Annotated in this window: 19 protein-coding genes and 2 pseudogenes; 6 read left to right on the top strand and 15 right to left on the bottom strand. The window is 67.4% G+C overall.

What is annotated here, in order from left to right:
* Positions 1–35: 35 nt before the first annotated feature.
* The 5 genes and pseudogenes from LA343_RS05740 to LA343_RS05760 all read left to right on the top strand — a co-directional run.
* The gene (locus LA343_RS05740; RefSeq protein ID WP_025402393.1) at positions 36–1,097 is read left to right on the top strand and encodes a DUF3644 domain-containing protein; all 1,062 of its coding nucleotides are present in this window, start codon (positions 36–38) and stop codon (positions 1,095–1,097) included.
* Between the two features lie 109 nt (positions 1,098–1,206).
* A complete protein-coding gene (mobF, locus tag LA343_RS05745; protein WP_025402394.1) occupies positions 1,207–4,755 on the top strand; it encodes a MobF family relaxase in 3,549 nt (1,182 codons plus the stop codon).
* Between the two features lie 111 nt (positions 4,756–4,866).
* Positions 4,867–5,823 carry an AAA family ATPase gene (locus LA343_RS05750; RefSeq protein WP_025402395.1) on the top strand — a complete coding sequence of 319 codons (957 nt, stop codon included), beginning with the start codon at positions 4,867–4,869 and terminating at the stop codon, positions 5,821–5,823.
* An 83-nt stretch (positions 5,824–5,906) separates the two neighbouring features.
* A complete protein-coding gene (locus LA343_RS05755) occupies positions 5,907–8,426 on the top strand; it encodes a S8 family peptidase (protein ID WP_224209228.1) in 2,520 nt (839 codons plus the stop codon).
* Positions 8,427–8,569: 143 nt separating this feature from the next.
* Positions 8,570–8,845: pseudogene (locus LA343_RS05760) on the top strand (transposase); the annotation flags it as partial.
* A gap of 125 nt (positions 8,846–8,970) precedes the next feature.
* On the opposite strand, the gene LA343_RS05765 reads toward LA343_RS05760, so the two are convergent.
* Together LA343_RS05765 and LA343_RS05770 are read right to left on the bottom strand one after the other, a co-directional pair.
* A complete protein-coding gene (locus tag LA343_RS05765) occupies positions 8,971–10,230 on the bottom strand; it encodes an IS256 family transposase (RefSeq protein WP_025402398.1) in 1,260 nt (419 codons plus the stop codon).
* A gap of 112 nt (positions 10,231–10,342) precedes the next feature.
* Entirely contained in the window at positions 10,343–11,311 is a 969-nt protein-coding gene (locus LA343_RS05770) for an IS481 family transposase (protein ID WP_127822715.1), read from the bottom strand.
* A gap of 98 nt (positions 11,312–11,409) precedes the next feature.
* On the opposite strand from LA343_RS05770, the pseudogene LA343_RS05775 reads away from it, so the two are divergent.
* Positions 11,410–12,279: pseudogene (locus LA343_RS05775) on the top strand (IS3-like element ISAar43 family transposase); the annotation flags it as partial.
* A gap of 234 nt (positions 12,280–12,513) precedes the next feature.
* On the opposite strand, the gene LA343_RS05780 reads toward LA343_RS05775, so the two are convergent.
* From LA343_RS05780 to LA343_RS05840, 13 genes are all read right to left on the bottom strand, one after another.
* Positions 12,514–13,143: a peroxiredoxin family protein gene (locus LA343_RS05780; protein WP_025402400.1), complete on the bottom strand. Its 630-nt coding sequence runs from the start codon at positions 13,141–13,143 to the stop codon at positions 12,514–12,516.
* Positions 13,140–14,087, bottom strand: a complete 948-nt coding sequence (locus LA343_RS05785) for a cytochrome c biogenesis CcdA family protein (protein WP_224209229.1) — start codon at positions 14,085–14,087, stop codon at positions 13,140–13,142. The genes LA343_RS05780 and LA343_RS05785 overlap by 4 nt, the downstream gene beginning before the upstream one ends.
* Positions 14,084–14,392, bottom strand: coding sequence for a thioredoxin domain-containing protein (locus tag LA343_RS05790; RefSeq protein WP_025402402.1), 309 nt, complete (start codon positions 14,390–14,392; stop codon positions 14,084–14,086). The genes LA343_RS05785 and LA343_RS05790 overlap by 4 nt, the downstream gene beginning before the upstream one ends.
* Positions 14,393–14,545: 153 nt before the next feature.
* Positions 14,546–15,742 (bottom strand): NRAMP family divalent metal transporter, encoded by a 1,197-nt coding sequence (locus LA343_RS05795; RefSeq protein ID WP_025402403.1) that lies wholly within the window; start codon positions 15,740–15,742, stop codon positions 14,546–14,548.
* 52 nt (positions 15,743–15,794) lie between these two features.
* On the bottom strand, positions 15,795–16,439 hold the full coding sequence (locus LA343_RS05800; protein WP_224209230.1) for a TlpA family protein disulfide reductase: 645 nt from the start codon (positions 16,437–16,439) through the stop codon (positions 15,795–15,797).
* A gap of 252 nt (positions 16,440–16,691) precedes the next feature.
* Positions 16,692–19,190, bottom strand: a complete 2,499-nt coding sequence (locus LA343_RS05805) for a copper-transporting P-type ATPase (RefSeq protein WP_025402404.1) — start codon at positions 19,188–19,190, stop codon at positions 16,692–16,694.
* A 50-nt stretch (positions 19,191–19,240) separates the two neighbouring features.
* Positions 19,241–19,582 carry a hypothetical protein gene (locus tag LA343_RS05810; protein WP_025402405.1) on the bottom strand — a complete coding sequence of 114 codons (342 nt, stop codon included), beginning with the start codon at positions 19,580–19,582 and terminating at the stop codon, positions 19,241–19,243.
* Positions 19,583–19,792: 210 nt separating this feature from the next.
* The gene (locus tag LA343_RS05815) at positions 19,793–20,284 is read right to left on the bottom strand and encodes a DUF3105 domain-containing protein (protein ID WP_025402406.1); all 492 of its coding nucleotides are present in this window, start codon (positions 20,282–20,284) and stop codon (positions 19,793–19,795) included.
* 35 nt (positions 20,285–20,319) lie between these two features.
* The gene (locus tag LA343_RS05820; protein ID WP_025402407.1) at positions 20,320–21,915 is read right to left on the bottom strand and encodes a multicopper oxidase family protein; all 1,596 of its coding nucleotides are present in this window, start codon (positions 21,913–21,915) and stop codon (positions 20,320–20,322) included.
* A 158-nt stretch (positions 21,916–22,073) separates the two neighbouring features.
* Positions 22,074–22,322, bottom strand: coding sequence for a hypothetical protein (locus LA343_RS05825; protein WP_025402408.1), 249 nt, complete (start codon positions 22,320–22,322; stop codon positions 22,074–22,076).
* 80 nt (positions 22,323–22,402) lie between these two features.
* Positions 22,403–23,503, bottom strand: a complete 1,101-nt coding sequence (locus LA343_RS05830) for a sensor histidine kinase (RefSeq protein WP_025402409.1) — start codon at positions 23,501–23,503, stop codon at positions 22,403–22,405.
* A complete protein-coding gene (locus LA343_RS05835; protein ID WP_039910887.1) occupies positions 23,500–24,204 on the bottom strand; it encodes a response regulator transcription factor in 705 nt (234 codons plus the stop codon). Before LA343_RS05835 ends, LA343_RS05830 begins: the two co-directional genes overlap by 4 nt.
* A gap of 82 nt (positions 24,205–24,286) precedes the next feature.
* Positions 24,287–25,255 carry a YncE family protein gene (locus LA343_RS05840; protein WP_091971431.1) on the bottom strand — a complete coding sequence of 323 codons (969 nt, stop codon included), beginning with the start codon at positions 25,253–25,255 and terminating at the stop codon, positions 24,287–24,289.
* Positions 25,256–25,390: the final 135 nt, after the last annotated feature.

Below are 25,390 nucleotides of genomic sequence, written 5' to 3' on the forward strand. Positions count from 1 at the left end.
CCCTCTCCGACTCTCGACAGAAAGTCTGTTGATCCATGGCTAGACCCCCAGCGTGGAAGCACACTCTTGAGGAAGCACGTCGACAAGCGCTGGTGGCGATCGACTTCTACAATCGCCCAGGTGACCGGCGCAGCTTCGCTGACTTCATAGTCCACATCCACCTGGCATGGCAGAACCTGATGCACGCTGATCGGATGCGCCGAAAGGTTGAAATCTTCTATAGAGAGAATGACAAGCGGCGCACCTTCAAGCGCAACTCTGATGGATCAAAGAAGACATGGGATCTTAGCCAGTGCCTGAAGCACGAGTTCAAGGATAACGATCCGATCCGGAAAAATGTCGAGTTCTTCATCGGCCTGCGTAATCACGTGGAGCATCGTTATCAGGACTCGGTCCTTGTTGCAACGGCAGCCGAAGCTCACGCCTGCATCATCAACTTTGAATCAGAGTTGGTCCGGCGGTTTGGATCGGCGGCAAGTCTCGGAACTGAATTGAAGTTTCCTGTCTTCGTGCAGTCCCTCAGCCCGACCCGGTATGAAGAGCAGCGCTCACTTCGGCGAGGGCTTCCGCAAGGTACTTCCACCTTCATCGCAGAGTTCCAGGAAGCACTCGATGAGTCGATTAGAAGTGATGAACGATACGCGTACCGTCTTCTGTTGTTGCCGATGAAGGGGCCGAAGACCGATGCCGACATGGCATTGAACTTCGTCCGACAGGATGAGCTGACTCCAGACGAACTTCAGGAGCTTGTGGGTCAGCAGGGTAGCGTTATTGTCGCCGAGAAGTTCAGGAATGCAGCGAACGGCGACGAGGTGCTGCCCAGTGTTGCTGCAAATCAGGTACAAGAACGTATCCAGTTCGAGTTCGGTGTTAACGATTTCACTAGGCTCCGGAAGAAGTGGGGAATCGGTCCTGTGAAGTCACAGTCGAAGGACCAACTGCCGAACTCTGAAGGGTACTGTCTCTATTCGCCAACGTTCAAGCAGTATGCCTACCTCCCGAAGCTTGTTGACCGGATGGTTGCGGCGCTTTCTGTCGAAGACGACTACACGTCGCTCGTTGGACATAGACCGACCGTCAAGCCCGACCACCAGTAGCTTGAGGTCAGACATCGACCTCGAATTCGAGCCACCACGCCTCTTGCAGATCGAGGTCCGGTGGTCTCGGTAGCTCACCTCCTTCCTGACGGAGGGAAGGTGAACGGGCGTGACAGTGTCGATGCGGGTGATGTCGGCCGGGGATGGCTACATGTACCTCGTGCGCACTGTCGTCGCGGGGGATGGGGACCGGTCATTGTCGACGCCGCTGACCCGCTACTACAAAGCGGAGGGCACTCCTCCGGGCCGATGGATGGGCAGCGGACTGGAGGCACTCGGGACCGGCCAGATCGCCTCTGGTGACGAAGTCAGCGAGGCGCAGCTCCAGCTGCTGGTGGGGATGGGCCGAGACCCCGTGACGGGTGCGCCGCTGGGCCGCGCGTATCCGGTCTACAAGACCATCGCGCAACGCATCGAAGAACGCACCGCAACTCTCGACCCGTATCTTGATCCGGCTGCACGAGCCCGCGCAATCACTGCAATCGAAGCCGAGGAAGCCGAACACGGGACGCGACGGGCGGTTGCAGGATTCGACTTCACGTTCTCGATCCCCAAGTCCGCCAGCGTGCTGTGGGCGGTTGCCGATGCAGGCACGCAATCCCTGATTGCCGAAGCGCACCACGTCGCGGTTGCGGACATGATCGCCTACATGGAGCGTGAAGTTGCAGCCACTCGCACTGGTGCAAACGCTGCAGACGGTGCTGTCGCTCAGGTTGACGTTCGGGGACTCATCGCCACCGCCTACGACCACTACGACTCCCGTGCTGGTGACCCACATCTTCACACGCACGTGGTGATCAGCAACAAGGTCCAGACCGTCCTGGACGGGAAGTGGAGATCCTTGGACGGACGACCACTACACGCAGCCACCGTGGCGCTCTCGGAGCTGCATGAGGCCGTCTTTGCCGACCATCTGACGCGGATGCTCGGTGTGGAGTGGGAGTCAAGGGCACGTGGCCGTGACCGCAACCCTACGTGGGCGATTGCAGACGTTCCCGAAGAGCTGGTTGCGGAGTTCTCGACCCGTGCACGCCACATCGACGAGGCAACCGACCGGCTGATCGACCAGTATGTGACCGAGCACGGGCGGCGACCGTCGGCGGCGACGATCATGAAGCTACGCGCCCAAGCAACGCTCTCAACCCGCCCCGAGAAGACGGTGCACTCCCTGGCCGACCTGACCGCAGCATGGCGCAATCGCGCCAGTGCAGTCCTGGGTGAGGATGCAACCGGGTGGGCACGCCGGGTTGCATCCAACGACCAGCCGCTGTTGCTGAGGGCCGACGACATTCCCCTCGACGTTGTCCGCAACCTCGGCGAGAGCGTCGTCGATGCGGTCGGTGAGAAGCGGTCAACGTGGCGGCGTTGGAATCTCACCGCCGAAGCCGCGCGGCAAACAATGGGCTACCGGTTCGCTACCGCCCAAGACCGCGAAGCCATCGTCGGACTGGTCGTGGATGCTGCTGAGGCGGTGTCGCTGCGATTGACACCATTTGAGTTGGCCTCCAGTCCCGCCGCGTTTCGCCGCCCAGACACCACGTCCGTCTTCAGGCCGAAGAACTCCACCATCTACTCCTCCCACCAGCTTCTCGATGCCGAGGACAGGCTCCTTGAGCGCAGCCACGACACGACCGGGCCGACGGTTAGCCTAGGGACAATGGAACGCATCGCACGGCGTCCAGACCCCGAAGGACGAGTGCTGGGTGAGGACCAGGCGGAGGCCCTCGTCCGGATCGCGGTTTCCGGCCGCGTCCTGGACGTACTGGTCGGTCCCGCGGGCGCTGGAAAGACCACGGCGATGAACGCCTTGCGCAGAGTCTGGGAAACCGAACACAGCGCAGGCTCGGTCGTCGGGCTGGCGCCGTCCGCGGGTGCCGCCCAGGTCTTGGCGAAGGACCTGGGTATCGCGACGGAGAACACGGCGAAGTGGTGGCAGACCCACCAGACCACCGGCGCCACTTTCCAATCCGGTCAACTCGTCATCGTGGACGAAGCCTCACTCGCAGGCACGCTCTCCCTTGACCGAATCACCGGCCTCGCAGCCGAGGCAAGCGCGAAGGTGCTGCTCGTCGGTGACTACGCGCAGCTCCAGTCCGTTGATGCAGGCGGAGCATTCGGGCTCCTGGTCCATGACCGAGGTGACGCGCCCGAACTGGTCGATGTCCACCGCTTCACCCACGCATGGGAGAAGACCGCCTCCCTGGACCTGCGGCATGGACACACCGATGTCATCGACACCTACGACGCCCACGGCCGCATCCACGATGGGGAGACCGAGGAGATGATCGACTCCGCCTACACCGCTTGGCGCGCAGATCTACTGGCAGGCAAAGCCACGGTCTTGGTGTCGGATTCCAACGAGTCGGTCACCGCCTTGAACATCCGAGCGCGCACCGACCTCATCGTTGACGGCGTCGTCCACGGGCCACGGGAAGCAGAACTCCATGATGGCACTCGCGCTGCCACTGGCGATGTCGTCATCACCCGACGCAACGACCGGCGACTGCGGGCCGGGCGAGGATGGGTGCGCAACGGTGACCGCTGGCACGTGCTCGACGTGCGCAAGGACGGCTCCATCGCCCTCCAACGTGCCGGAGCCAGATGGGGTGCAACCGTCGTCGTTCCCGCCGAGTATGTCGCCGAACACATGGAACTCGGGTACGCGGTCACCTCATACCGGGCACAAGGCATCACCACCGACACCGCCCACGTCCTCGTCGATTCGGCGATGACTCGGGAGAACCTGTACGTGGCCATGACACGCGGGCGGGACGCGAATGTCGCCTACGTTGCCGTCGACCAGCCCGATTCTGCCCATGACGTTCCGCACCCTGGCGACAATCAGGCTGCCACGGGCCGTAGCGTCCTGTACGGCGTCCTTCAACACGCAGGCGCGGAACAGTCGGCTCACGAGACGATCGCAGCCGAGCAGGAGACTTGGGGGTCGATCGCCCAGCTCGCTGCCGAATACGAGACCATCGCCGCTGCCGCTCAGCACGACCGCTGGGCCACGCTCATCCAGAACTCCGGCCTCACCGAAACCCAGACAGCCGAAGTGCTCGCCTCCGACGCATTCGGGCCACTCACAGCAGAACTGCGCCGGGCGGAAGCCAACCATCACAACGTCGATGCTCTCCTACCGCGATTGGTCCGAGCCCGGCGACTCGAGGATGCAGACGACGTCGCAGCAGTTCTCCACCACCGTCTCGCCATGGCCACTGCACGCCCAGCCGGATCGGGACGCGCCCGCAAGGCGCCACGCCTCATCGCCGGGCTCATCCCGGAAGCCACCGGCACCATGAGCGACGAAATGCGACAGGCCCTCAACGAACGCCGCGACCTCATCGAAGCCCGTGCCGACGCTGTCCTCGATAATGCGCTCGCTGGCGCCGCGCCGTGGACCGCGGAGCTGGGACCTCGGCCCACGAACGCAAAGATGCTGACCACCTGGCGAGGTTCCGCCCGGGTGGTGGCTGCCTACCGGGACCGGTACCACATCAGCGGCGATACACCACTCGGCACCATGACAGCATCCGACGGACAGAGGCTCGACGCCGCGCGGGCACGCGCAGCGGTCGATGCAGCGCCGACGACCACCGCGGCTGCTGCGCATGAGGCCAAGGGGCAAGCAAGACGAAGCACCGCGCGGTCGCTGTAAGGCAACATCGAGCAAGTGCTCGATCGAGTGTCGGCGCGGGCACGTGGTCGCCAAGGCGAACGCCGGTAGACTGTACATGAGATGTGACCAACGACTGAAGGAGGTGGAGCGGTGCCGCGCGCTGATCTCCTCCTGGATCTCGTCGAAGCCGAACGCCGTGGCGACAGGGACCGTTTTAAGGTGCTCGTTGAGTCGGTGATCGCGGAAGAGCGTGCCAACCAGCATCACCTTCTGGCAGACCGCTTATCTCAACTCATCACCACGACGGGGCAGGGCCCTGTCCGTGATGACAGGGCGGCCGCCATCAGGGATCTCGTGCATGAAGTTGTCCCCAACCGTCGGCTGAGCGATCTTGAACTCGCGCCCGTCCCACACCGGGTCGTGACGGAGCTGATTGAAGAACAGAAGCGCGCAGAGTTGTTGCGGAGTTACGGCATTGAGCCACGGAATCGACTCTTGCTGTCTGGCCCTCCAGGCAATGGCAAGACGAGTGTTGCGGAAGCGGTCGCGACGGAGTTGATGCTGCCGTTCTACGTGATTCGCTATGAGGGTGTGATGTCGAGTTTCCTTGGCGAAACGGCCGCACGCCTCGATAATGCCTTTGAATTCGCACGCACTCGTCGTTGTGTTCTGTTCTTCGATGAGCTGGATACCATCGCCAAGGAGCGAGCGGACGAGCATGAAACTGGCGAGATAAAGCGAGTGGTTTCCACATTGCTTCTCCAAATCGACCGACTCCCACCGCATGTAATATTCATCGGGGCGACGAATCACGGCGAGTTGTTGGATAGAGCGGCATGGCGGAGGTTCCAGATTAGAACGGAGCTAGAACGTCCAAGTCGATCTCAAGCTACGAGATTCCTGGAGCGGCTTGCCGATCGTTTCGGTGGAGACCTTGGATTTGCTCCAAGGACTCTGGCGGACAAGTTGGCTGGCGCAAGCTTCGCCGAACTGGAGGAGTTTGCGCTCGATGTCCGCAGACGTGCCGTGCTGGAACTTCCAGATGTGAATCTTCGGAAAATCGTCCAGGAGCGGCTTGAACATCGCCGGGGAGAGGCGAGCTGGTGACGGCCGACCGTAGGCCGCTCCTGGCGTTTGGACCACCAGTTGCTAGTGCTCGACCAAAGCAGGCGCTACGAAGCCTTCCGCGCTTGTCCAGGCCGGGAGCGGCTCGGCAGGGCGAGCGGCTGACGCCACAGTTCAAGGTCCTCAAAGATGCGTTCGCGAGCGAGCGTGCTCGGCTGAGCCTCGAAGCGCCCGATGAGATCGACCCGGCACTCGTTGTCGTGTTCGATTTGGCTGGAACCGTCAAAGATTTTCAAAACGCGATAAACCGCGTCGAAGGTTTGGAGTTTCTATCGGAACTCGTCGCCGACCGCTCCACTCCTGACGACGACTTTCACATGGTTGAACGTACTGGTGCACGAACGGACAAACGCGTAGCGCACTCTCTATACCTTGTCATGTCGAACTCAAAGGCTATTGACGAATTGCTTCGTCTCTTCACACTGTGGCAGGCAGGCCCGTCGGCAGCGTTCGAGTATGGTCTCGGAAAGTTCAAGGCTGCGTTCGAGCAACTCACTGCGATCCGTCGATGGAGCGCTGAGGACCGCATCCGAGAGACTGGCCTTCTTGAGAGGTGGGAAGAGACTGTCAGCATGATCGGGCAGTCGGTCAGCACTGTGCTGGTCGAAGTCGAGCTGTGGCATCGTCGGAACTCTGAACAGCGGACGTTAGCTGAAGCCCATGTCGAACACATCGTCACCTCAAGTGGTGGTCGTGTCGTGGACCGGTCACAAATTGTCGAGATTGAATACCATGCGTTATTGGTCGAGCTTCCGATCCAGCAGGTTCAATATGTGCTTGCCAACGGGGCCGAGGCGATACGCCTCCTCACGAGTGATGATGTCATGTTTGTGAGCCCCTTCACGCCGATGAGCGTTTCTCCAACTACTCTTGAGCCAGAGGCGTTGACCGACCTGCTACCCGCCGAGCGGAGTGACGGCAAACCTCGGGTAGCTTTGCTCGACGGGCTGCCGTTTGCAAACCATGTCGCGCTCCAGGGGCGTCTCCTGATCGACGATCCCGACGGATTGGGCGAAGCTTATCCTGTCGCTGCACGTCACCACGGAACAGCGATGGCATCGCTCATCATTCATGGTGATATCACAGAAGGTTCGGAACCTCTTGACCGTCCCCTATACGTCCGACCAATCCTCCGACCCCATGAGTTCATTGCTGGGCAGGAGCAGGTAGTCCCGGATCGTCTACTTCCTGATCTGCTTCATCGCGCAATCAGACGGATGATGGTCGGCGAGGGCAATCAACCTGCCGCAGCGCCGAGCGTCCGGGTTGTCAACTTGTCTATTGGGGCGCAGACGCGAGCGTTGACACGAATAATGAGTCCGGCTGGACGGCTTTTGGACTGGCTCGCAAGCTCTTACAACCTTCTTTTTGTCGTAAGTGCGGGGAATCACGTAGACGAGCTCACGATTCCCAGCGAGGCCACGCGTGACGTCGCCGCGGCCCGTGTTGCTGCGACGCGCGCCGTGTACGGTTCCGGCCTCCTCCGTGGCATCCTGCCGCCCGGTGACGCGCTCAATGCGCTAACTGTCGGTGCGAGTCACTCTGATGCACTCGGTGAGGTTGAGGCGACCGACACTGTGTGGGACATCACTCGGCCGGATGCTCCAGCTCTCTATGAAGCTGTTGGGCCTGGTGTCGACCGATCCATCAAGCCCGACTTGCATCACAGTGGTGGCCGTGCGCTTTACACGCGACCAGTCATCGATCCAAATCAGGAACGAGTGTCGATCTCCCTGGCGCGCACCGGCGCAACTGGGCCGGGGCAACAAGTAGCGGCTCCAGGAACTGGTGGGGCCGTCAACCGCACGGCGTTTACGCACGGCACTAGCAATGCGACCGCCCTCGTGACCCGCGAAGCCAGCAGAATCTTCGACATCCTCGAAGCTGACCAGCCTGACGCTGAGGATGCCCCGCTGCCGGACCCGCAGTACCATCCACTTCTTGCTCGGGCCCTTCTCGCTCATGCAAGCAGCTGGGGAATCTGGGAGGAGACGCTCCGTCATGATTTGGGCCTCAGCGGCCAGGAAGCGCGTCGTCAGCTGACCGCCATGCTCGGGTATGGTCGTCTCGATTTGGATCGACTCGCTACGGCTGCGACCAACCGGGCGGTGATGCTCGCTGGTGGTCATATCGGGCGAAACGAGCGACATACTTACGAGGTTCCTCTGCCAATCTCGCTGCGCGCGAAGGCGGAGTGGCACCGCTTCACGATCACCCTCGCGTTCGCGGCACCAACCGTCGGTCAGCTGGCTCGATATCGCAGTGCGAAGGTCTACTTCAGTACGCCGGATACGAAGCTTGCAGGTGGAGATCGTTCGGATGCCGAGCGCAACGCAGTTCGAAGGGGGAGTCTTCAGCACGAGATAGTGCAGGGATCCCGGGCGATGTCCTTCGTCGAAGGAGATAGTTTTCCAATACACGTGGAATGCATGGATGATGCTCAACGACTTCCTACCAGTAGCACAATCCGATATGCGTTAGTTGTTTCCGTCGAGACCGCAGAACGAACGTCAAACACGATCTACGAAGAGGTACGTGACCGTCTGCGTGCACGCGCCCTTGTCCAGAATCGCATCAGACCATAGCTGCGCCCGCGTCCACCTTCCTGCGTGGGCCACGTGTTTGTTCGTCCCACGCGGTGGCCCTGGGCTGACCCCGTCTGGTAGGTCCGGTGGTTGTGTGAGTCGTCCTGTTGCCCGGGGGTCCGGGCAGGGAGACTGGTCAGATCATGACGAACAGCAGGAAGCGTCACACTCCGGAGCAGGTCGTCCGTAAGCTCGGGCAGGCCGACAGGATGCTCGCGGGCGGTAGCGACATCGCCGCGGTGTGTCGAGAGCTCGGAGTGTCCGAGCAGACGTACTACCGGTGGCGTAACCAGTACGGCGGATTGAAGGCCGACGACGCGAAGCGGCTGAAGGAGCTCGAGAAGCAGAACGCCACGCTCAAGCGGCTGCTCGCCGAGGCAGAGCTCGAGAAGGCTGCCCTGCGGGAGCTGGCTGAGGGAAACTTCTAGGTGTACTTCCCCGTGAGGTTGTGAACACGTTCTGAGGGGGTCTGGCCGCCGATACCGGTGTGGGGGGTCAAGTCCCTTGTAGTGGTGTATCCGTTTCGTGATCTTTCGATACGGGGTCAGGCTGTCAGTTCGGGTGGGATGTGGTCTGCTCCTTCCAGGCGGGTCTGGTCTTCGCTGACGGGGGTCTGAGGGATCCGTGAGCGTTCCAGGACCTCCAGGCCCAGGTAGCGCCGGCCCTCGGCCCACTCATCGGTCTGCTCGGCCAGCACGGCCCCGACGAGCCGGATGACGGCCTCCCTGTTGGGGAAGATCCCCACGGCATCGGTACGCCTCCGGATCTCCTTGTTCAGCCGCTCCTGGGGATTGTTCGACCAGATCTGGCGCCACACGTCGACCGGGAAACTCGTGAACGCCAACAGGTCGGCCCGCGCGGCGTCCAGGTGGGCATGGACCTGGGGAAGCTTGGCCTCCACATAGTCCAGCAGCCGGTCGAACTGGGCGTCGACGGCGGCCGGGGACGGCTGGTCGTAGACCGAGTGGAGCATGGCCTTGACCGCCGGCCACAGGCTCTTGGGGCACACGCTCATCAGATTGGCCGCGTAGTGGGTCCGGCACCGCTGCCAGGCCGCCCCGGGCAGGTTCGCCGCGATCGCCTCCCTCAGCCCGGCATGGGCATCCGAGGTGACCAGCCGCACCCCGGACAGGCCCCGGGCCACCAGATCGGCGAAGAACGTGTTCCAGGCCGGCCCGGTCTCAGCGGTGGCGACCTGGAGGCCCAGGACCTCCCGGTGGCCGTCAGCGTTGACCCCGGTCGCGGTCAGCACGACCGCGTTGATGACCCGTCCGGCTTCCCGGACCTTCATCGTCAGGGCGTCGGCGGCCACGAACGTGAACGGGCCCGCCTCGCCCAGCGGTCGGTGGCGGAAGGCCTCGACCTGGGCGTCGAGGTCGGCGGCCATCCGCGAGACCTGGGACTTCGACAAGGAGTCGATACCCAGCTGCTTGACGAGCTTGTCCATCCGGCGGGTGGAGACCCCGGCCGGGTAGGCGTCGGCGACCACGGTGATCATCGCCGACTCGGCGCGCTTGCGCCGCTCCAGCAGCCACTCTGGGAAGTAGCTGCCCTGGCGGAGCTTGGGGATCGCCACATCCACGGTGCCGACCCGGGTGTCCAGGTCGCGGTGACGGTAGCCGTTGCGCTGGACGAGGCGGTCGGGATCGGGGCGGCCGTACTCCGCGCCGGCGACCTGGTCGGCATCGGCCGACGCCAGCATGTTGATCATCGTGGCCAGCAGTGAGCGCAACAGGTCCGGGGAGGCCTGGCCCAGGGCTTGGTCCAGGACCCGCGTCGGGTCGACAATATGGGCAGCGGTCATCGTGGTTGTTCCTTTCGAGTGAGAAGTAGAGAGCTTTCTCGAAGGATCACACGGTGACCGCGCTGCCGTCCACCACGAAGTCGCGGAGGCCGACGGGCTGGTCACCAGCGGGTTACACCACCATAAGGGGCACTACTGTGTGGGGTCTGTGGTGATTGTAGTGATGCAACCATTCCGTGTAGGCCGCTTCGCGTTCAGTTTCACTGGTGTAGTCGCGGGCGTAGGCCCACTCGGCGGCCAGGGACCGGTTGAACCGTTCGACCTTGCCGTTGGTCTGAGGCCGGTACGGCCGGGTCCACTTGTGACCGATCTTGGCGTCGTCGAGGACCTGGCTGAAGACCCGGGACCGGTAGCAGGCCCCGTTGTCGGTCATCACGGCCTTTACGGCGACCCCGATGGATTCGAAGAAGGTCAGAGCCCGGGTCATGAACCCCGCAGCGGTCTCCTTCTTCTCGTCGTCACAGATCTCGGAGTAGGCGACTCTGGAGTGATCGTCGACGGCGTGATGAAGATACCGGTAGCCCCGAGATGCGGGCGCGCCCGCCCGCGCGGCGCGGTCTCCTGCGGCCCGTGCCGTTCGGTCCTGGACCGATCCGCGCCCGAAGGCCCGCCAGCCGCCCCCGTCGGGGATACGGCCCTGCTTCTTGATGTCGACGTGGATCAGGTCCCCGGGGGCCTGTTTCTCGTAGCGGACAGGGTCGGGGCGGCGCACGGGCAGGCCCGTGGCCTGATCGGTGTTGGCCAGCACAGGCATGTGGTAGCGCTCCAGGACACGCCCCACGGTGGAGCGGGGAATGTGCAGGTGGTAGGCGATCCGATGAGGCCCCCACCGCCGGGTGAACCGCAGCCCGACAATCCGGTGCTCGGTGCGCCGCGACAACCGGTTGGGGCTGTGAGCCGGCCGGGAGGAGTGATCGATCAGCGGCTGGCCGGCACGATAGCGATCGGCCCAGCGTTTCGCGGTGGCCGGACTCACCTGGAAGCGCTCAGCAGCCCGTCTCAGGGGCCAGCCGTCGTCGACGATGCAGGCGGCCAGCCGGAGCCTTCCAGCGGGGGTCAGGGGTGCGTTAGCGTGGGTCACGGAGGCCTCCGGTTCCTGGATGCGTGTGTGGTAACCCACATCCTGCCGGAGGCCTCCCCCCTCAGCTCAACTGTTCACAACGTCCCGGGGAAGTACATCTAGGCCCGGGCAGGCGCCGCGCCGCCGTCGACCACCTCAAGCGCAAGCTGCGGGTGAGCGAACGAATGGCGTGCCGTCTGGCCGGGCTGAGCAGGTCCGCATACCGTCGCCCGCTCCAGGGCGAGACGACAGCCGACCCGGACCTGGCGTTGCGGGACTGGCTGCGGGCGTATGCGAAGAAGCACCCGCGGTGGGGATACCGCAGGGCCTACCACGATGCCCGCGGCGAGGGGTGGGTCGTGAACCACAAGAAGATCCAACGGCTCTGGCGCGAGGAAGGGCTGCGCGTCCCGCAGCGGCGTCGCCGCAAACGCGTTGGGTCTTCGACCGTCGACGCCCCGGCAGCGGTCGCACCGAACCTCGTGTGGGCGGTGGACTTCCAGTTCGACGCGGACGAGCAGGGCCGTCCGATCAAGATCTGCTCCATCGTCGACGAGCACACCCGCGAATGCATCGGCGGGCTCGTCGAACGGTCGATCACCGCCGACCGGCTCACCGCCCACCTCGAGGACCTCGTCGCCGTCCGCGGCGCCCCCGCGGTGCTCCGATCCGACAACGGCCCCGAGTTCATCAGCGACGCGATGGCCCACTGGGCCGGCACCCGCACCGGCCTGTTCTACATCCCACCCGGCTCGCCCTGGCACAACGGGTACGTCGAGTCGTTCAACAGCAGGCTCCGCGACGAGTGCCTGAACATCAACAGCTTCTACTCGCTGCTCCACGCCCAGGTCGCGATCGGCGACTGGAAGACCGAATACAACCACGACCGCCGGCATTCATCGCTCGGCTACCTCGCACCCGTCGACTACGCTCGGCAATGCACCCATCAATCGGAAACCGACGACTCGCACAGCGACCGGACCGAATGAAGGGGGCGGCCCAGTCCGACAGTGGCGTCACAGCGTTGAGGGCTCGCGCGCTCACTGTCGGGCATCGTCGGGAAATGACCGAAAGAGGCCCAGTGCGGGGACGGCGAATGACGCAGGATGGCCAACCACCACGGCCGTCTCCCCAGACCCGAACCGCGGTGTCCAGGCGTGTGACCGGCGGGGCCGGGTAGAGCGTGCACGCCGGCCCTGCGGTCGGATGGTCTGGTTGGGCGGTCAGTTGCTGAGGTGGCTCTTGGCGGTGGTCAGGAGGTCGTGGGGGTCGATCCACATGGAGGGGTAGTCGCCCTGCCAGACCTTGTTGCCCGACTTGTCGATGAGGACGAAGCCGTGGCCGGGCAGGTCGGCGTGCATGCCTTTGCCCAAGGTGTCGTAGGCCTTGGAGACGGTGCCGTCGTCGAGCAGGTAGGGGGTCTTGACGCCGTAGGTGTCGAGGTCGGGCTGGATCTGGGCCTTGGTGTTCATGACGATGGGTAACACGGTGATGCCGGACTTCTGGAAGGCCGGGTCCTTCTCGATCGTGGCCATCTGCTGGGTGCAGGCTCCGCAGCCTGCTCCCTCGTTGAAGTACAGCAGTACGGGCCTGCCCCTGTAGTCGGACAGGGACACCGTGGTTCCGGCGGTGGTGGTCAGGCTGAACTGGGGTGCGGTGCCGCTGGTTGCGCCGTTCTTCGGGCGCGCGCTCCACAGGCCGAGGCCGATGATGACGACCGCGATCACGGCGGCGAGTGCTCCGAGCAGCCGGCGGGTGCGGCGCCGTTTGGCCTGGGCCAGCGCATCGGCGTGTTGTTGCTGGTGCAGCTGTTCGCGGCGGCTGCTGGTGCGGGGGTTGCGCGTGGTGCTCATGCGGGTGTCCTGACGTTGGTGTGGTGCTGGTCGTGGCAGTGGGCGTGGTCCGCGGAACCGGTGGGGGTGTGCGTGTCGTGGCGCCGCTCGCGCAGCGTGAACCAGACGAACGCGGCGGCGACGGCGAGCAGCGCCAGGCCGAGGACCGGGTCGGGGATGGGTGCGAGCACGGTGAGGATCCGGCGGGCGGTGTCGCTGACCCAGGCGCCGGCGGCACGCTGGAACCAGTTGCCGGGGCCGGTCATTGTCCTTGCCTGGGCGAGGACGATGACCCAGATGCCCATCACCCAGAAGGCGACGGCGACGAGGAGGTTGATGCTGGTGGTGTGGATGTCGCGTCCGGCCATGCGCAGGTGGAGGGGATGCGCCTTGCCCCAGCGGCGCTGGCTGAGGTTCGCGGCGTCCCACACCAGCGCCATCACGAACAGCGGGATGACCATGCCGAACACGAACGCCAGCCCCAGCATCAGCCCACCGACAGGATTGCTGGACAGGGCCGAGAGGGTCATGACTCCGGCCAGGACGGGGGCGCAGCAGCTGGAGGCGATGCCGGAGAACACGCCGAGGCTGAAGAAGGTGGCCGAGTCGCCGCGGCCGGTGGCTGGGGCGCGCAGCATGGACGGCATCGACCACATCCGCCCGGACAGGGCCAGGACGCCGAGGCCGATCATCAGCAGCCCACCGGCCCAGTAGAGCGGCTGGTGGTACTTGGCGATGGCGCCGGAGATGAGGCTGACGCCCAGGGTGATCGGCACCAGCACGACGGCGAGCCCGGCAGCGAACACGAAGGTCAGCGGCAGCAGCCGCCAGCGGTTGTTCTTGACTGCCGCGGCGAGGTAGGAGGGCGCGAGGAACACGATGCAGCAGGGCGCGAACAGTGCGACCATGCCGGCGAAGAAGGCGGCCAGGATGCTGCCGGTGGCGAGCAGGTCGGTTCCCATCATCGCCGCCCGGCGCTACTGGTGAGCTTGTCGAGCTTGCGGCGCGGCAGCCTGCCGGCGCTGAAGAACTCGCCATCGACCAAGACCAGCGGGAAGAGGGCCGGGCGGTGGCGGGTGACCAGGTCGAGGCCCTCGTCGGACTCCGCGTCGACCTCGCGCACCGCGACCTGCCCGGCGGTGGCGCGGCGGCCCAACTCGCCGCGGGCGTCCTCGCACAGGTGGCAGCCCGGTGCGCTGACCAGCGTCACGTCCAACGGGGCCGGGGTGGGGGCGCCGGTCGTGCCCGGCGCGTTCAACAACGTTTTCACGGCTCCACACTCGTCGCCGCATGTTGCGGCGGACCTGCCGCGACGGTCAAGGTTTGCTCAATCCCACGCCGGCCATCCGGTGCTCCACCACGTGGTGTCGTCAGCGCCAGCGCAGTGGACCGGTCGAGGGGGACGAGCCGCGCGTTCGGCGGCTCACCAGCCCAGTGCCTGGGGGATCATGTACAGCCCGAAACCGATCACGACGACGGAAAGCCCAGTGCACACCCAGCGATAGGGGCCGTGCATGCGGTATTCTGCGGGCAGCGCCTTCGCCTCGAGCAGCAGCAGGAAGGTCAGCGTGACGGGCAGCAGCAGCGCGTTCATCACCTCGACGTCCACCGCAAGACTGACGAGGTCGACGCTGGCGAGCACCAGCACAGCCCCGACCACGTGGGCGAGGATGTAGACGGCGTAGAACTTCCAGTTGCCCCGGTTGAGGGATTCGTTGAGGCTGTGCCGCCACCGCAGCACCTCGGCCAGCCCCCACGACCCGGCCAGCACATCGGCGACACCGGTACCCGTCGCCGGCGCCAGGCCATGCGCGAGGTCCGCCACGCTGTTGAGCGGGGCGCCTCGCCGCGTGGTGAACACGGTGGCAGCGAAGGCGACCACCACGACGATCATGATCACCTGGGTCAACACGGACCCGACAGCGGTGTCCCGACGCTCATCCGCCAGCTGGTCGCGCCGCAGGCCCTTGTCCACGATCGCGCTCTGCTGGTAGAAGATCATCCACGGCATCACCACGGCACCGATGTTGGCGGCCAGCAGGAACAGGTAGGACGCATGGTGCACCGGGAACTGGCGCAGGCCGTGGGACAGGTCCGACCAGCGCGGGTGGGCCAGCAGCATCGCCGGGATGAAGGCCAGCTCCCCCAGCCCGACGACGATCCCGATCCGCTCCACCCGCGCGTACCCGCGCGTGAAACAGACTCCCACCAGTGCAGCGGTCGCCACGGGAATCGTGACGGTGCGGGGGATGCCGAACAGTTCACCCACGCCGGCCACGCCGACGAACTCCGTCAGCAGGGCGCCGATCGCCGAGATGAACAAGGTGGCGCCGGAGAACCATGCCCATCCCGTGCCGAAGTGCTCACGGATGAGGGTGCCGTGCCCTTTGCCGGTGACCACACCAAGTCGGACGGTGATCTCCTGGACCATGAACAGGATGGGGATCAGGGCGATCTGGGGCAGCACCATCGCGTACCCCCACTGCGCGCCGGACTGGGCCGCGGTGATCAGGCATCCAGCATCGGTGTCGGCGAGCATGACGATCAGGCCCGGCCCCCACAGCGCGGACAGGCGCCCCCGTGAGCGGACCCGGGCGGAAGGCAGGGCAGCAGCGCTCATGAGAACAAGTTAGGTAAGCCTTACCTAAATAGCAAGCAATGGCGCCCCGTCCTCAGATGGGCGTCCCGTACTGGGCTGCCAAGAGCGCTGCCTGGACGTCGAGCGGCGTCACCTGCCCGCCGCGACATCGTGGACCATGGCCACCAACGTGGTGGCACGCACCTCCCCGAGCACCCGCGCGGCGGCGTCCCTGCCGGTCGACGACCAGGGTGCTGGGGATCGCCTTCGGCGGCACGGACCGCAGCCGCAGCAGCAGCGCACCGTCGGGGTCGTACAGGCTCGGGTAGCCGATCCTCGCGTTGCGGACGAACGCCTGCGCGGCGGCCTTGTTGGTGTCGCGGGTGTCGATACCGACGAACTGCGCCACTCCCGTGGTCTTCGCTGACGCCGCGACCAGTTGCGGGGCCTCGTGCCGGCACGGCGGGCACCAGGAGCCCCACACGTTGAGCACGATGACCTTTCTTTTGTACTGGGACAGGTCGAGCGGGTTGCCGTCCAGGGTGGTGCCCGACAGGCTGGGCAGCGGCGTGCGCTGGGCGGGGTCGACGAGGGTGACGGTGCCGTCCCCGGCGGCGAAACCGTCCTCGGCCCTCACACCGGTGCTGGAGGAGCAGCCCGCGAGCGCGGCCGCCGCCCCGGCCCCGGACAGGGCGAGCGACGCGCGGCCGAACAGCGCACGGCGCGTCAGGCCGCTCATCGCGTCGTCCCCGTGGTGGGGACGCACTGGCCGAACCCGGCGTGGAGGTCGTTCCGCCGTCCGCATCCGGCCGGCGCCATGCCCGATGGGCCCGGGGCGGGGGCGTGGTGCAAGGTGCTCATGGCCCCACTGTGGCCGGCGCAGGTTGTGGCGGGACTGCCGTGACGGTCAAGGTTCGCTCAAGTCTTCGTTTGGCTGGACGCACAGCTGGGGCCCCCGCCCGGTGGACGGGGGCCCCAGCCTGGGGGTCGGTCAGCGGTGATGACGCAAGCGCAGCGAGTTGGTGATCACGCTGACCGAGCTGAGGGCCATGGCTGCTGCCGCGATGATGGGCGACAGGAGCCATCCGAAGGCGGGGTACAGCACCCCGGCGGCCAGCGGGATGCCGACCACGTTGTAGATGAACGCGAACACCAGGTTCTGGCGGATGTTGCGCATCGTGTCGACCGACAGGTCGCGGGCCTTGACCAGGGCGGCCAGGTCGCCGCCGAGCAGGGTCACGTCGGAGCTCTCGATGGCCACGTCGGTGCCGGTTCCCATGGCCACGCCCACGTCGGCCGCGGCAAGGGCGGGCGCGTCGTTGACGCCGTCACCGGCCATGGCGACCTTGTGGCCCTGGGCCTGCAGCGCCTGCACGTGACCGTGTTTCTGGTCGGGCAGCACGTCGGCGATCACCTCGTCGATGTGCAGCTCGTCGGCGATGGCCCGTGCGGTGGTGGCGTTGTCGCCGGTGAGCATGACGACCCTCATGCCGCGGCGTCGCAGGTCCTCGATCGCGCCGGCGGTGGTCGGCTTGAGGGGGTCGGCGATGGCCAGCACGCTGGCGGGCCGGTCGTCGACGGCCACGACGATGGCGGTGGCGCCGCGGCGGCGGTAGGCCTCCACCACGGGGGCCAGGGCGTGGGTGTCGATGGCCTGGGTGTCGAGGAAGGCGGGGCTTCCGACGACCACGTGGTGGCCGTCCACGGTGGCGCTGACCCCGCCGCCGGGGAAGGCGGCGAAGTCGACGGCCGCAGCCACCGGCCGGCCCGCCTCGCGGGCGGCGTCGACCACGGCCCGCGCCAGCGGGTGCTCGGAGCCGGCCTCGACGGCGGCGGCCAGCGCGAGGACCGTCGCGGGGTCGTGGCCGTCGACCGCCTGCTGGTCGACCAGGCTGGGCCGGCCCTGGGTGAGGGTGCCGGTCTTGTCGACCACCAGGGTGTCGATCTTCTGCAGCCGCTCCAGCGCCTCGGCGTTCTTGACCAGCACGCCCTCGCCGGCGCCGCGGCCGACACCGACCATGATCGACATGGGGGTGGCCAGGCCCAGCGCGCAGGGGCAGGCGATGATCAGGACGCTGACGGCGGCGACGATCGCGAACGGCAGCCGCGGCTGCGGCCCGACCGCGAACCAGATCCCGAAGGCGGCCAGCGCGATGACGATGACGACCGGCACGAACACGGCCGAGATCCTGTCGACCAGACCCTGGATGGGTGCGCGGGACCGCTGCGCCTGGGAGACCAGGTCGACGATGCGGGCCAGGGTGGAGTCGGCGCCCAGGCCGGTGGCCTCCACGACCATGCTGCCGCCGTTGGCGATGGTGCCGCCGATGACGCGGTCACCGGTGTTCTTGTCGACGGGGACAGGCTCGCCGGTGATCATGGACTCGTCCACGTAGGCGTGCCCGTCGACGACGGTGCCGTCGGCGGGCACCTTCTCGCCGGGACGCACCCGGCACCGGTCGCCCAGCTGCAGGTCGGCGGCCGGCACGTCGGTCTCGGTGCCGTCGGCCTCGATGCGGTGGGCGGTGGCCGGTGAGAGGTCCAGCAGCGCGCGGATCGCCCCGGAGGTCTGGTCACGGGCCCGCAGCTCGAGGACCTGGCCGAGCAGCACGAGGGTGACGATGACCGCGGCCGCCTCGAAGTAGGTGCCGATCCGCCCGTCAGCGCCGCGCATGCTCGCCGGGAACAGCCCCGGCGCCAGGACCGCGACCAGGCTGTACAGCCAGGACGCGCCGACACCCAGCGACACCAGGGTGAACATGTTCAGGTGGCGGCTGGCCACCGACTTGGCGCCGCGCACGAAGAACGGCCAGCCCGCCCACCACACCACCGGCACGGACAGCACCAGCTCCACCCACGGGGCGACGGTGGCGGGCAGCAGCCCGCGCATCGCCGGCACCAGCTGCGGGCCCATGGTGAGGACCACCAGCGGCACGGTCAGCACCGCCGCGAGCCGGAACCGGCGCCGCATGTCGACCAGCTCAGGGTTCGGGCCGTCGTCCAGCCCGGCGGAGACCGGTTCGAGCGCCATCCCGCAGATCGGGCAGTCGCCGGGCCCGTCACGGCGGATCTCCGGGTGCATCGGGCAGGTCCAGCTCCCCGCACGGGTCCCGTCGTGCGCCACTGTCCCCACCTGCTCACCGGAAGCGTGCTGGTGGCCGGAAGCGTGCTGGTGATCGTGCTGCTGGGCGGCCGGCGCGTCCCCGCCGTCGGCGGGTTGGAGGAACATGCCGCACTTGGGGCAGCGTCCGGGGTGGTCGCTGGTGACCTCGGGGTGCATCGGGCAGGTCCACGTGCCGGTGTCCTGCGGCTCGGCCACCAGCTGCAGGGGCGGGGCGGCGGCGTCCTGGGCCGCGGCGGCCTCGAGGAACATGCCGCACTTCGGGCAGCGTCCGGGCTGGTCGCTGGTGACCTCCGGGTGCATGGGGCACGTGTAGTGGGTGGCGATGGTCTGGTCGTGGATGGCTGCGGTGGTGGCCGAGTGGTTCATGGTTGCTCCTCGATGCGGGTGTCGCGGGCGGGTAGGCCGCGGGGTGGTGGTCAGTGACGGGAGCCGTGGTCCATCATGCGCATCATCAGCCCCATCATGACCATGCAGCCGATGGCCGGCACCAGGGCGGCCAGCGCCCCTCCTGCCCCGATGCTGGAACGGCCCGCCCACAGGTAGGCGCCCACGACGAGCAGCATCGGTGCGCACATGAGCAGGTGCATCAGGTGGTGGCCCTTGCCGTGCTGGTGGGCGGCGCCGTGCTGGTGGCCGCCGTGCGGCTGGAGCGGCTGTCCTCCCACTGCGGCGGGGTCTTGGTCCAGCACGGGTCCGGTGAGGGGTTCACGCGGCGTGGTGGCGAAGGAACGGGGGGTCTGGTCGGGGCTGGTGTACATGGCTTCTCCTGTGTGCCTGGGGCTGTGCTGCCCTCACCCACAACACTGCCGGTCCTCGCTCAAGACACGACCCTTGCTTTGGTCAAGCTTCCCCACATGTTGGTCAAGATTCGGCCAAGCCGTGCCCGGGCGGCACGGCGGCGAGGCACGCGGGGGCATGGCGGTGGCGCGGCCCCGGGTGGGGCCGCGCCACGGTCGGGTTCGGCCGGTTCAGGCGGCGGTGGGCGGGTGCGCGGGTGGGCGCAGCGCGCCGGCGGGGCGGCTGGTGGGCACCACGTGCAGGGTCGCGGCCTGTTCGGCGTCCAGGGCGGGTTGGTAGCGCAGCCAGACGGTGCCGTGGGCGAGGCTGTGCGTAGCCTGCTCGTCGCGTGTCGGGTGGTCGATGATGCTGCAGGCTGCGGTGGCGCCATGGTGGCCGGCGTGGTGGGGCTCGGCGTGGCTGTGCCCGGGGGCGGTGGCGGCCGTCGGGCGGGCGCTTGCCCAGCCCGTGGTGGGCGGCCGGGCCAGTGCGGCGGCGGGCCCGGCCTGGCTGGTGGCCCAGGTGACCATGGCGAGGGTGGTGGCTCCTGCCAGGGTGCCGGTGGCGCCCAGCAGTCGGTGGGCGTAGCGGCGGGCCTGCTGCTTGCGTGCCCAGTTCTCGGCCCACTGGAGGCGGGCGCTGGCGTGCTGTGGTGGGTGGACGGTGCCGGGGGTGGTGTCCATGGCGGGGTTTCTGTCGGTGGTGTGGCCGGATGGGGTCAGTAGCGCAGGCTGGTCATCATCCCGACCTCTGCGTGGTAGATGTTGTGGCAGTGCAGCATCCAGGTGCCCGGGTTGTCGGCCTGCAGGTCTGCCTGGATCGTCTGCATCGGGGGGATCAGGACGGTGTCCTTGCGCAGCCCGTTGCTGCCCGGCAAGGCCCAGGTGTGGCCGTGGATGTGCATCGGGTGGGCCATCATCGTCATGTTCGTCATGGTCAGGCGCACCCGCTGTCCCCGGGTGGCGCGCAGCGGGGTGTCCTCGCCGAACTTCTTGCCGTTCAAACCCCAGCCGTAGGGGTCCATCTGCCCGTTCAGCTGTACCTCGAGGGTCTGGTCGGGGTTGCGGTCGGGCAGCTTCTCGGACGGGGCGGGCGCCAGCTGGGTGGCCAGCAGCGCCGTGCTGGACAGCTCCGCGATGGTCGCGGTGGGGGCGGGGACGCTGCCCGAGCCGGTGCGCACGATGGCGCGGGCCGGGGTGCCCTTCTTGCCCTCCGGGGCGGCGGCCAGCACGAACACGCCGTCACCGAGGGTGACGGTGGCGTCGAGGCGTTCGCCCATCGCCAGGTACACGCTGGTGGCCTTCGTGGGCGTGACGGGGTAGCCGTCGGCGTGGGTGACGGTCAGGACGTGGCCGGACAGTGCGATCTTGAAGATCGTGTCGGAGCCGGCGTTGATGATCCGCAGCCGGACCTTGTCCCCGGGCTTGCCGGTCAACGTCCGCGGTGCGGCGGGGACACGGCCGTTGAGGACGTAGTGCGGGTAGGTGACGTCTCCGGCATCCCCCAGCGGGGAACTGGCCATGCCACTGGAACCGGCCATGCTGCCCATGCCGCTGGAACTGGCGCTGGGCATGCTGCTGGAGCCGTCCATCCCACCCATGCCGCCCATGCCGCCGGAGCTCGGCATGCTGGAACCATGCATGCCGCCCATGCTGCCCATGCCGGTGGAGACGGGCCCGTTCTGCTTCTTGAACGCGGCGAGGATGTCGTCGGGGCTCTTGCCGATGCCGTCGGTCCAGTCGTCCAGGGTGATGATCCACTCGCGGTCGTAGTCGCCCGGTTCGCGGGGGTCGTCGATGATGAGTGGGGCGTGGAGGCCGCGGTCGATCTGCACGCCGCTGTGCGGGTGGAAGAAGTAGGTGCCCGGGTCGGGGGCCACGAACTCGTAGGTGAACCGGGTGCCGGGATCGATCGGTTGCTGGGTGACGCCGGGCACCCCGTCGCTGGCGTTGCGCAGGGCGATGCCGTGCCAGTGCACCGAGGTGGAGGCGGGCAGCTTGTTGTCGACGCGGATCCGCAGCAGGTCGCCGGCGGTGGCGCGCAGCACCGGGGTGTCGAGCTCGTCGTGGTAGGCCCAGGTGGTGGCCTTGACGCCGCCCAGGTCGAGGGTGAGCTGGCGGGGGATGAGGGTCTTGGTGACGGTGTGGGCGCCACTGCTGGGGCTCAGCGGGCTCTGGGTGGGCAGTGCCAGGGGCGAGGTAGAGCCGCTGGCGGAGGCGGAGGAGCCGGTCTTGAGTCCGCAGGCGCTCAGGGCGCCCGTGGAGGCGACCCCGAGACCGGCGAGCAGGACCTGACGGCGTGACATGGTGTTCATGTCTTCGATGGTGGCGTGCCGTTGTCAAGACATGGCCCCCGTGTTGGTGAAGATCCGCTCAAGGTGTGCCGGCCGGGCATGGCTGCGCCCCGGACCGGGGCGGTCCGGGGCGCAGCGCCGGGATGGTCCCTGCCCGGCGGGCAGGCAGGGGGTGGAGGTCAGTGGCAGGAGCGGCGGCCGGTGCCGTGCCCGGCGTGCCGGGCGTCGGCGGGGACGGCGGGGACGGCGGCGGGCTGGTGCTGGTGCGAGGGCATGAGCACCATCATCAGCATGTGCACGGGGCAGGCGAGCAGCAGCGCGTAGGCGACGGCCAGCAGCGGGCTGGCGCCGAAGGCGACCAGCACGATCCAGGTGACCAGCGCGGGTGCTGCCATGAGCAGCAGGTGACGCGAGGACGAGTGGGACATGGGAACCTCCTGTGGTGGTTGGTGTTTCCAGTCCAGCGCGCCGAGGTTGACGGTGGCCGGGGGCCGTGGTCAAGAGGTCGTCAAGAAACCAGCGGCAGTCGCAGCCGGAAGGTGGCGCCGGCGCCGGGCCCGTCACTGGCGGCGTCCAGGGTGCCGCCGTGGGCGCGGGCGATGGCGCGAGCGATGGCCAGGCCCACGCCGGTGCCGCCGTCCTGGTCGCGGGTGCGCGAGTCAGCCGCCCGGTAGAAGCGTTCGAACAGGTGGGGCAGCGCCTCGGCGCTGATACCGACACCGGTGTCGGCGACGGTCACATCGACGTGCCCGTCGTCGACGCGGCTCGAGACGCGGATGGTGTCGCCGGCACTGGTGTGCTGCAACGCGTTGCGCAGCAGGTTGTCCAGCACCTGTCCGATACGGGCCGGGTCGATGTCGGCCCTCGCCGCGTCGCCGGCGCCGAGATCGACCTGCAAACTCACGCCGGCGGACTGGCAGGGCAGCAGGAAGGCCGTGGTGGCCGCCCGGGCCACGTCGTCGACAGCGACCCTGCGCAGGTCGAGTGGGATACGTCCCTCTTCGGCCCGCGACACCTCGGAGATGTCGGCCGCCACGGCCTCGAGCCGCTGGTTTTGGCGTTGGAGCACGCCGAGGGTCTCGGGGGTGAAGTCCACTACACCGTCCTCGAGGCCCTCCAACGTCACTCGGGTCGCGGCCAGCGGGGTGCGCAGCTCGTGGCCCAGGTCGGTCAGCAATCGGCGGCGGGTGACCTCGGTGTGCGCCACCTGGTCGGCCATGTTGTTGAACTCGGCCGCGACCCGTTCCAGCTCGGCGGTCGCCGGGGGCATCTGCACCGGATGGTCGTAGTCGCCGCCGGCCACCCGGGCGGCGCCCTCCACCAGCGCGTCCAGGCCACGCGCCAGGCTCCGGTTCAACACCCACGCGGTGAACGCTGCCACCACCAGCGCCCCGGCCAGGCCCACAGCCAGCGACACGAGCCCGGCCGCGCGGAAGGCCTGCTCCGCGTGCGCCACCACCACCGGCTCGTCGTGCCGGGACTCGACCATGTGCCTGTCGAACAGCACCGGGCCGACCACGAGCGCCGTGCCGGCCACCATGAACGCCATGGTGACCAGCACCGCGAACTGGGTCAGGACCAGCCGCCGCGACCAGGAGCCGCGTCTCACCGGCCCGAACCCATCCGGTAGCCCACGCCCCGTACCGTCACCACGAACCGGGGCGCCGACGGGTCGTCGCCCAGCTTCTTGCGCAGGTGCGCGATGTGCACGTCGACCAGGTGGTCGTCACGGCGCCAGTCCTTGCCCCACACCTCGTCGGTCAACTGCCGGCGTGACAGCACCCGGCCCGGGTTCGCCGAGATCGCGTCAAGCAGGTCGAACTCGGTGCGCGTGAGCTCCACCGGAACGTCGGCCACCAGCACCTCCCGGGCCTCCGGCCGGACCAGAAGGTCACCGAAACGGCGCTCTGAGAGCGTGGCCTGGTCCCGTGCGGCGCGGGGACGGCGCAGCATCACCTGGATGCGCGCCACCAGCTCCCGCGGGCTGAACGGCTTGGTGACGTAGTCGTCCGCCCCCACCGACAGGCCCACCAAAGTGTCGACTTCGTCGGCGCGGGCGGTGAGCATCACCACGTAGCAGTCGCTGAAGGTGCGCACCTGCCGGCACACCTCCACCCCGTCCAACCCGGGAAGGCCCAGGTCGAGCACCACCACGTCGGGCCGCCACTCGCGCACCAGCTCCACCGCCTGCAGCCCGTCACCGCAGGTGCGGGTCTCCATGCCGGCCCGCTCGAGGTAGTTCTTCACCATCCCGGCCAGGACCGGCTCGTCGTCCACGACCACCACACGTGCTGTGGGTCCGCCACTCATGTCGCTTTCCTCCCGTCTGATTTGCCCAACCCGGGGCCGAGGCCCCCGGGCCTTGTCCACCGGCACCGGACTGTCGGTGTGGTCACGTGTGGCTCGCCGCCGGCGAGGGGTTCGAGCTCATCCCGGCCATCCCCTCCATGTCCCCGGTCGGATAGGTGGGGATCTCGACGCCCACCGACCCGGCCTTGATGGGTGGGGTCGTGCCGAAGCTGATGCCGTTGGGCGCCTTGCCGACCGGGATCGTCGCGGCCACCGTGTTGCTGGTCAGGTCGATCGCGGACACCGTGTCTGCGAACGTGTTCGTGACCCACGCGCGCGTGCCTGACGGATCGATCACCACCCCGTGCGGACCCGCACCCACCGGGATCGTCGCAGTCACCGCCATCGTCTGCGGGTCGATCACCGACACGTCATGGCCCGGCTCCTGCTCAGTGCCCTGGTCAGCGGCCAGCAAGCGCTTGCCGTCGGCCGACACGTACACCTGGACCGGCGCGTCGGGAACGCTGGCGCTGGCCACCACCTTCCGGGCGGCCAGGTCCACCTTCACGACCTTCTTCGGCGTGCCCAGGCTCACGTAGGCGAACCGGCTGTCAGGGGACACAGCCACCTGCACCGGGTTGGCGCCGACCGTGATCCTCGACGAGGCCAATGTGCGTGTGTCGATCACGTCGACCGTGTCGGCCTTCGCGTCCGCGACGACCACCTTCGTGCCGTCCGGGGAGGGCCGCAGTCCGTGGGGGCCAGCACCCACCCGCACGGCCGTGACGCGCTTCAACGACGGCAGCTGGTACACGTCCACCGCGTTCGCCGCGCCGCTGGTCACGTAGGCTCGCTGCCCGTCGGGGGAGGCGATCACGTGCGCGGGGTGCGCATCGGTCTGCGCGGTGGCCCGCACCGAGTACCGGGCCGGGTCCAAGGAGACGACGGCACCCGAGCCGACACTGACGGCCAGCACCGTCGACCCGTCCGGGGTCGCCTGCACGTTGTGGGGCATCGCGACGCCGTTGACCGTCGCGGCCACCGTGCTGCTGGCGGCGTCGATCGCGGTCAAGGAGTTGCCGTCCTCGTTCGCGACCCACACCGTCCCCGCCGGTCCGGTGCTCGGACGGCTGCTTGCCGGGCCAGCCGCGCTGCTCGCAGACGAGGTCCCTCCGCCCGCACCGGTCGAGGCGGAACACCCCGCCGC

It is taken from the genome of Corynebacterium falsenii (genome assembly GCF_020099275.1).
GTDB classification, from domain to species: domain Bacteria; phylum Actinomycetota; class Actinomycetes; order Mycobacteriales; family Mycobacteriaceae; genus Corynebacterium; species Corynebacterium falsenii.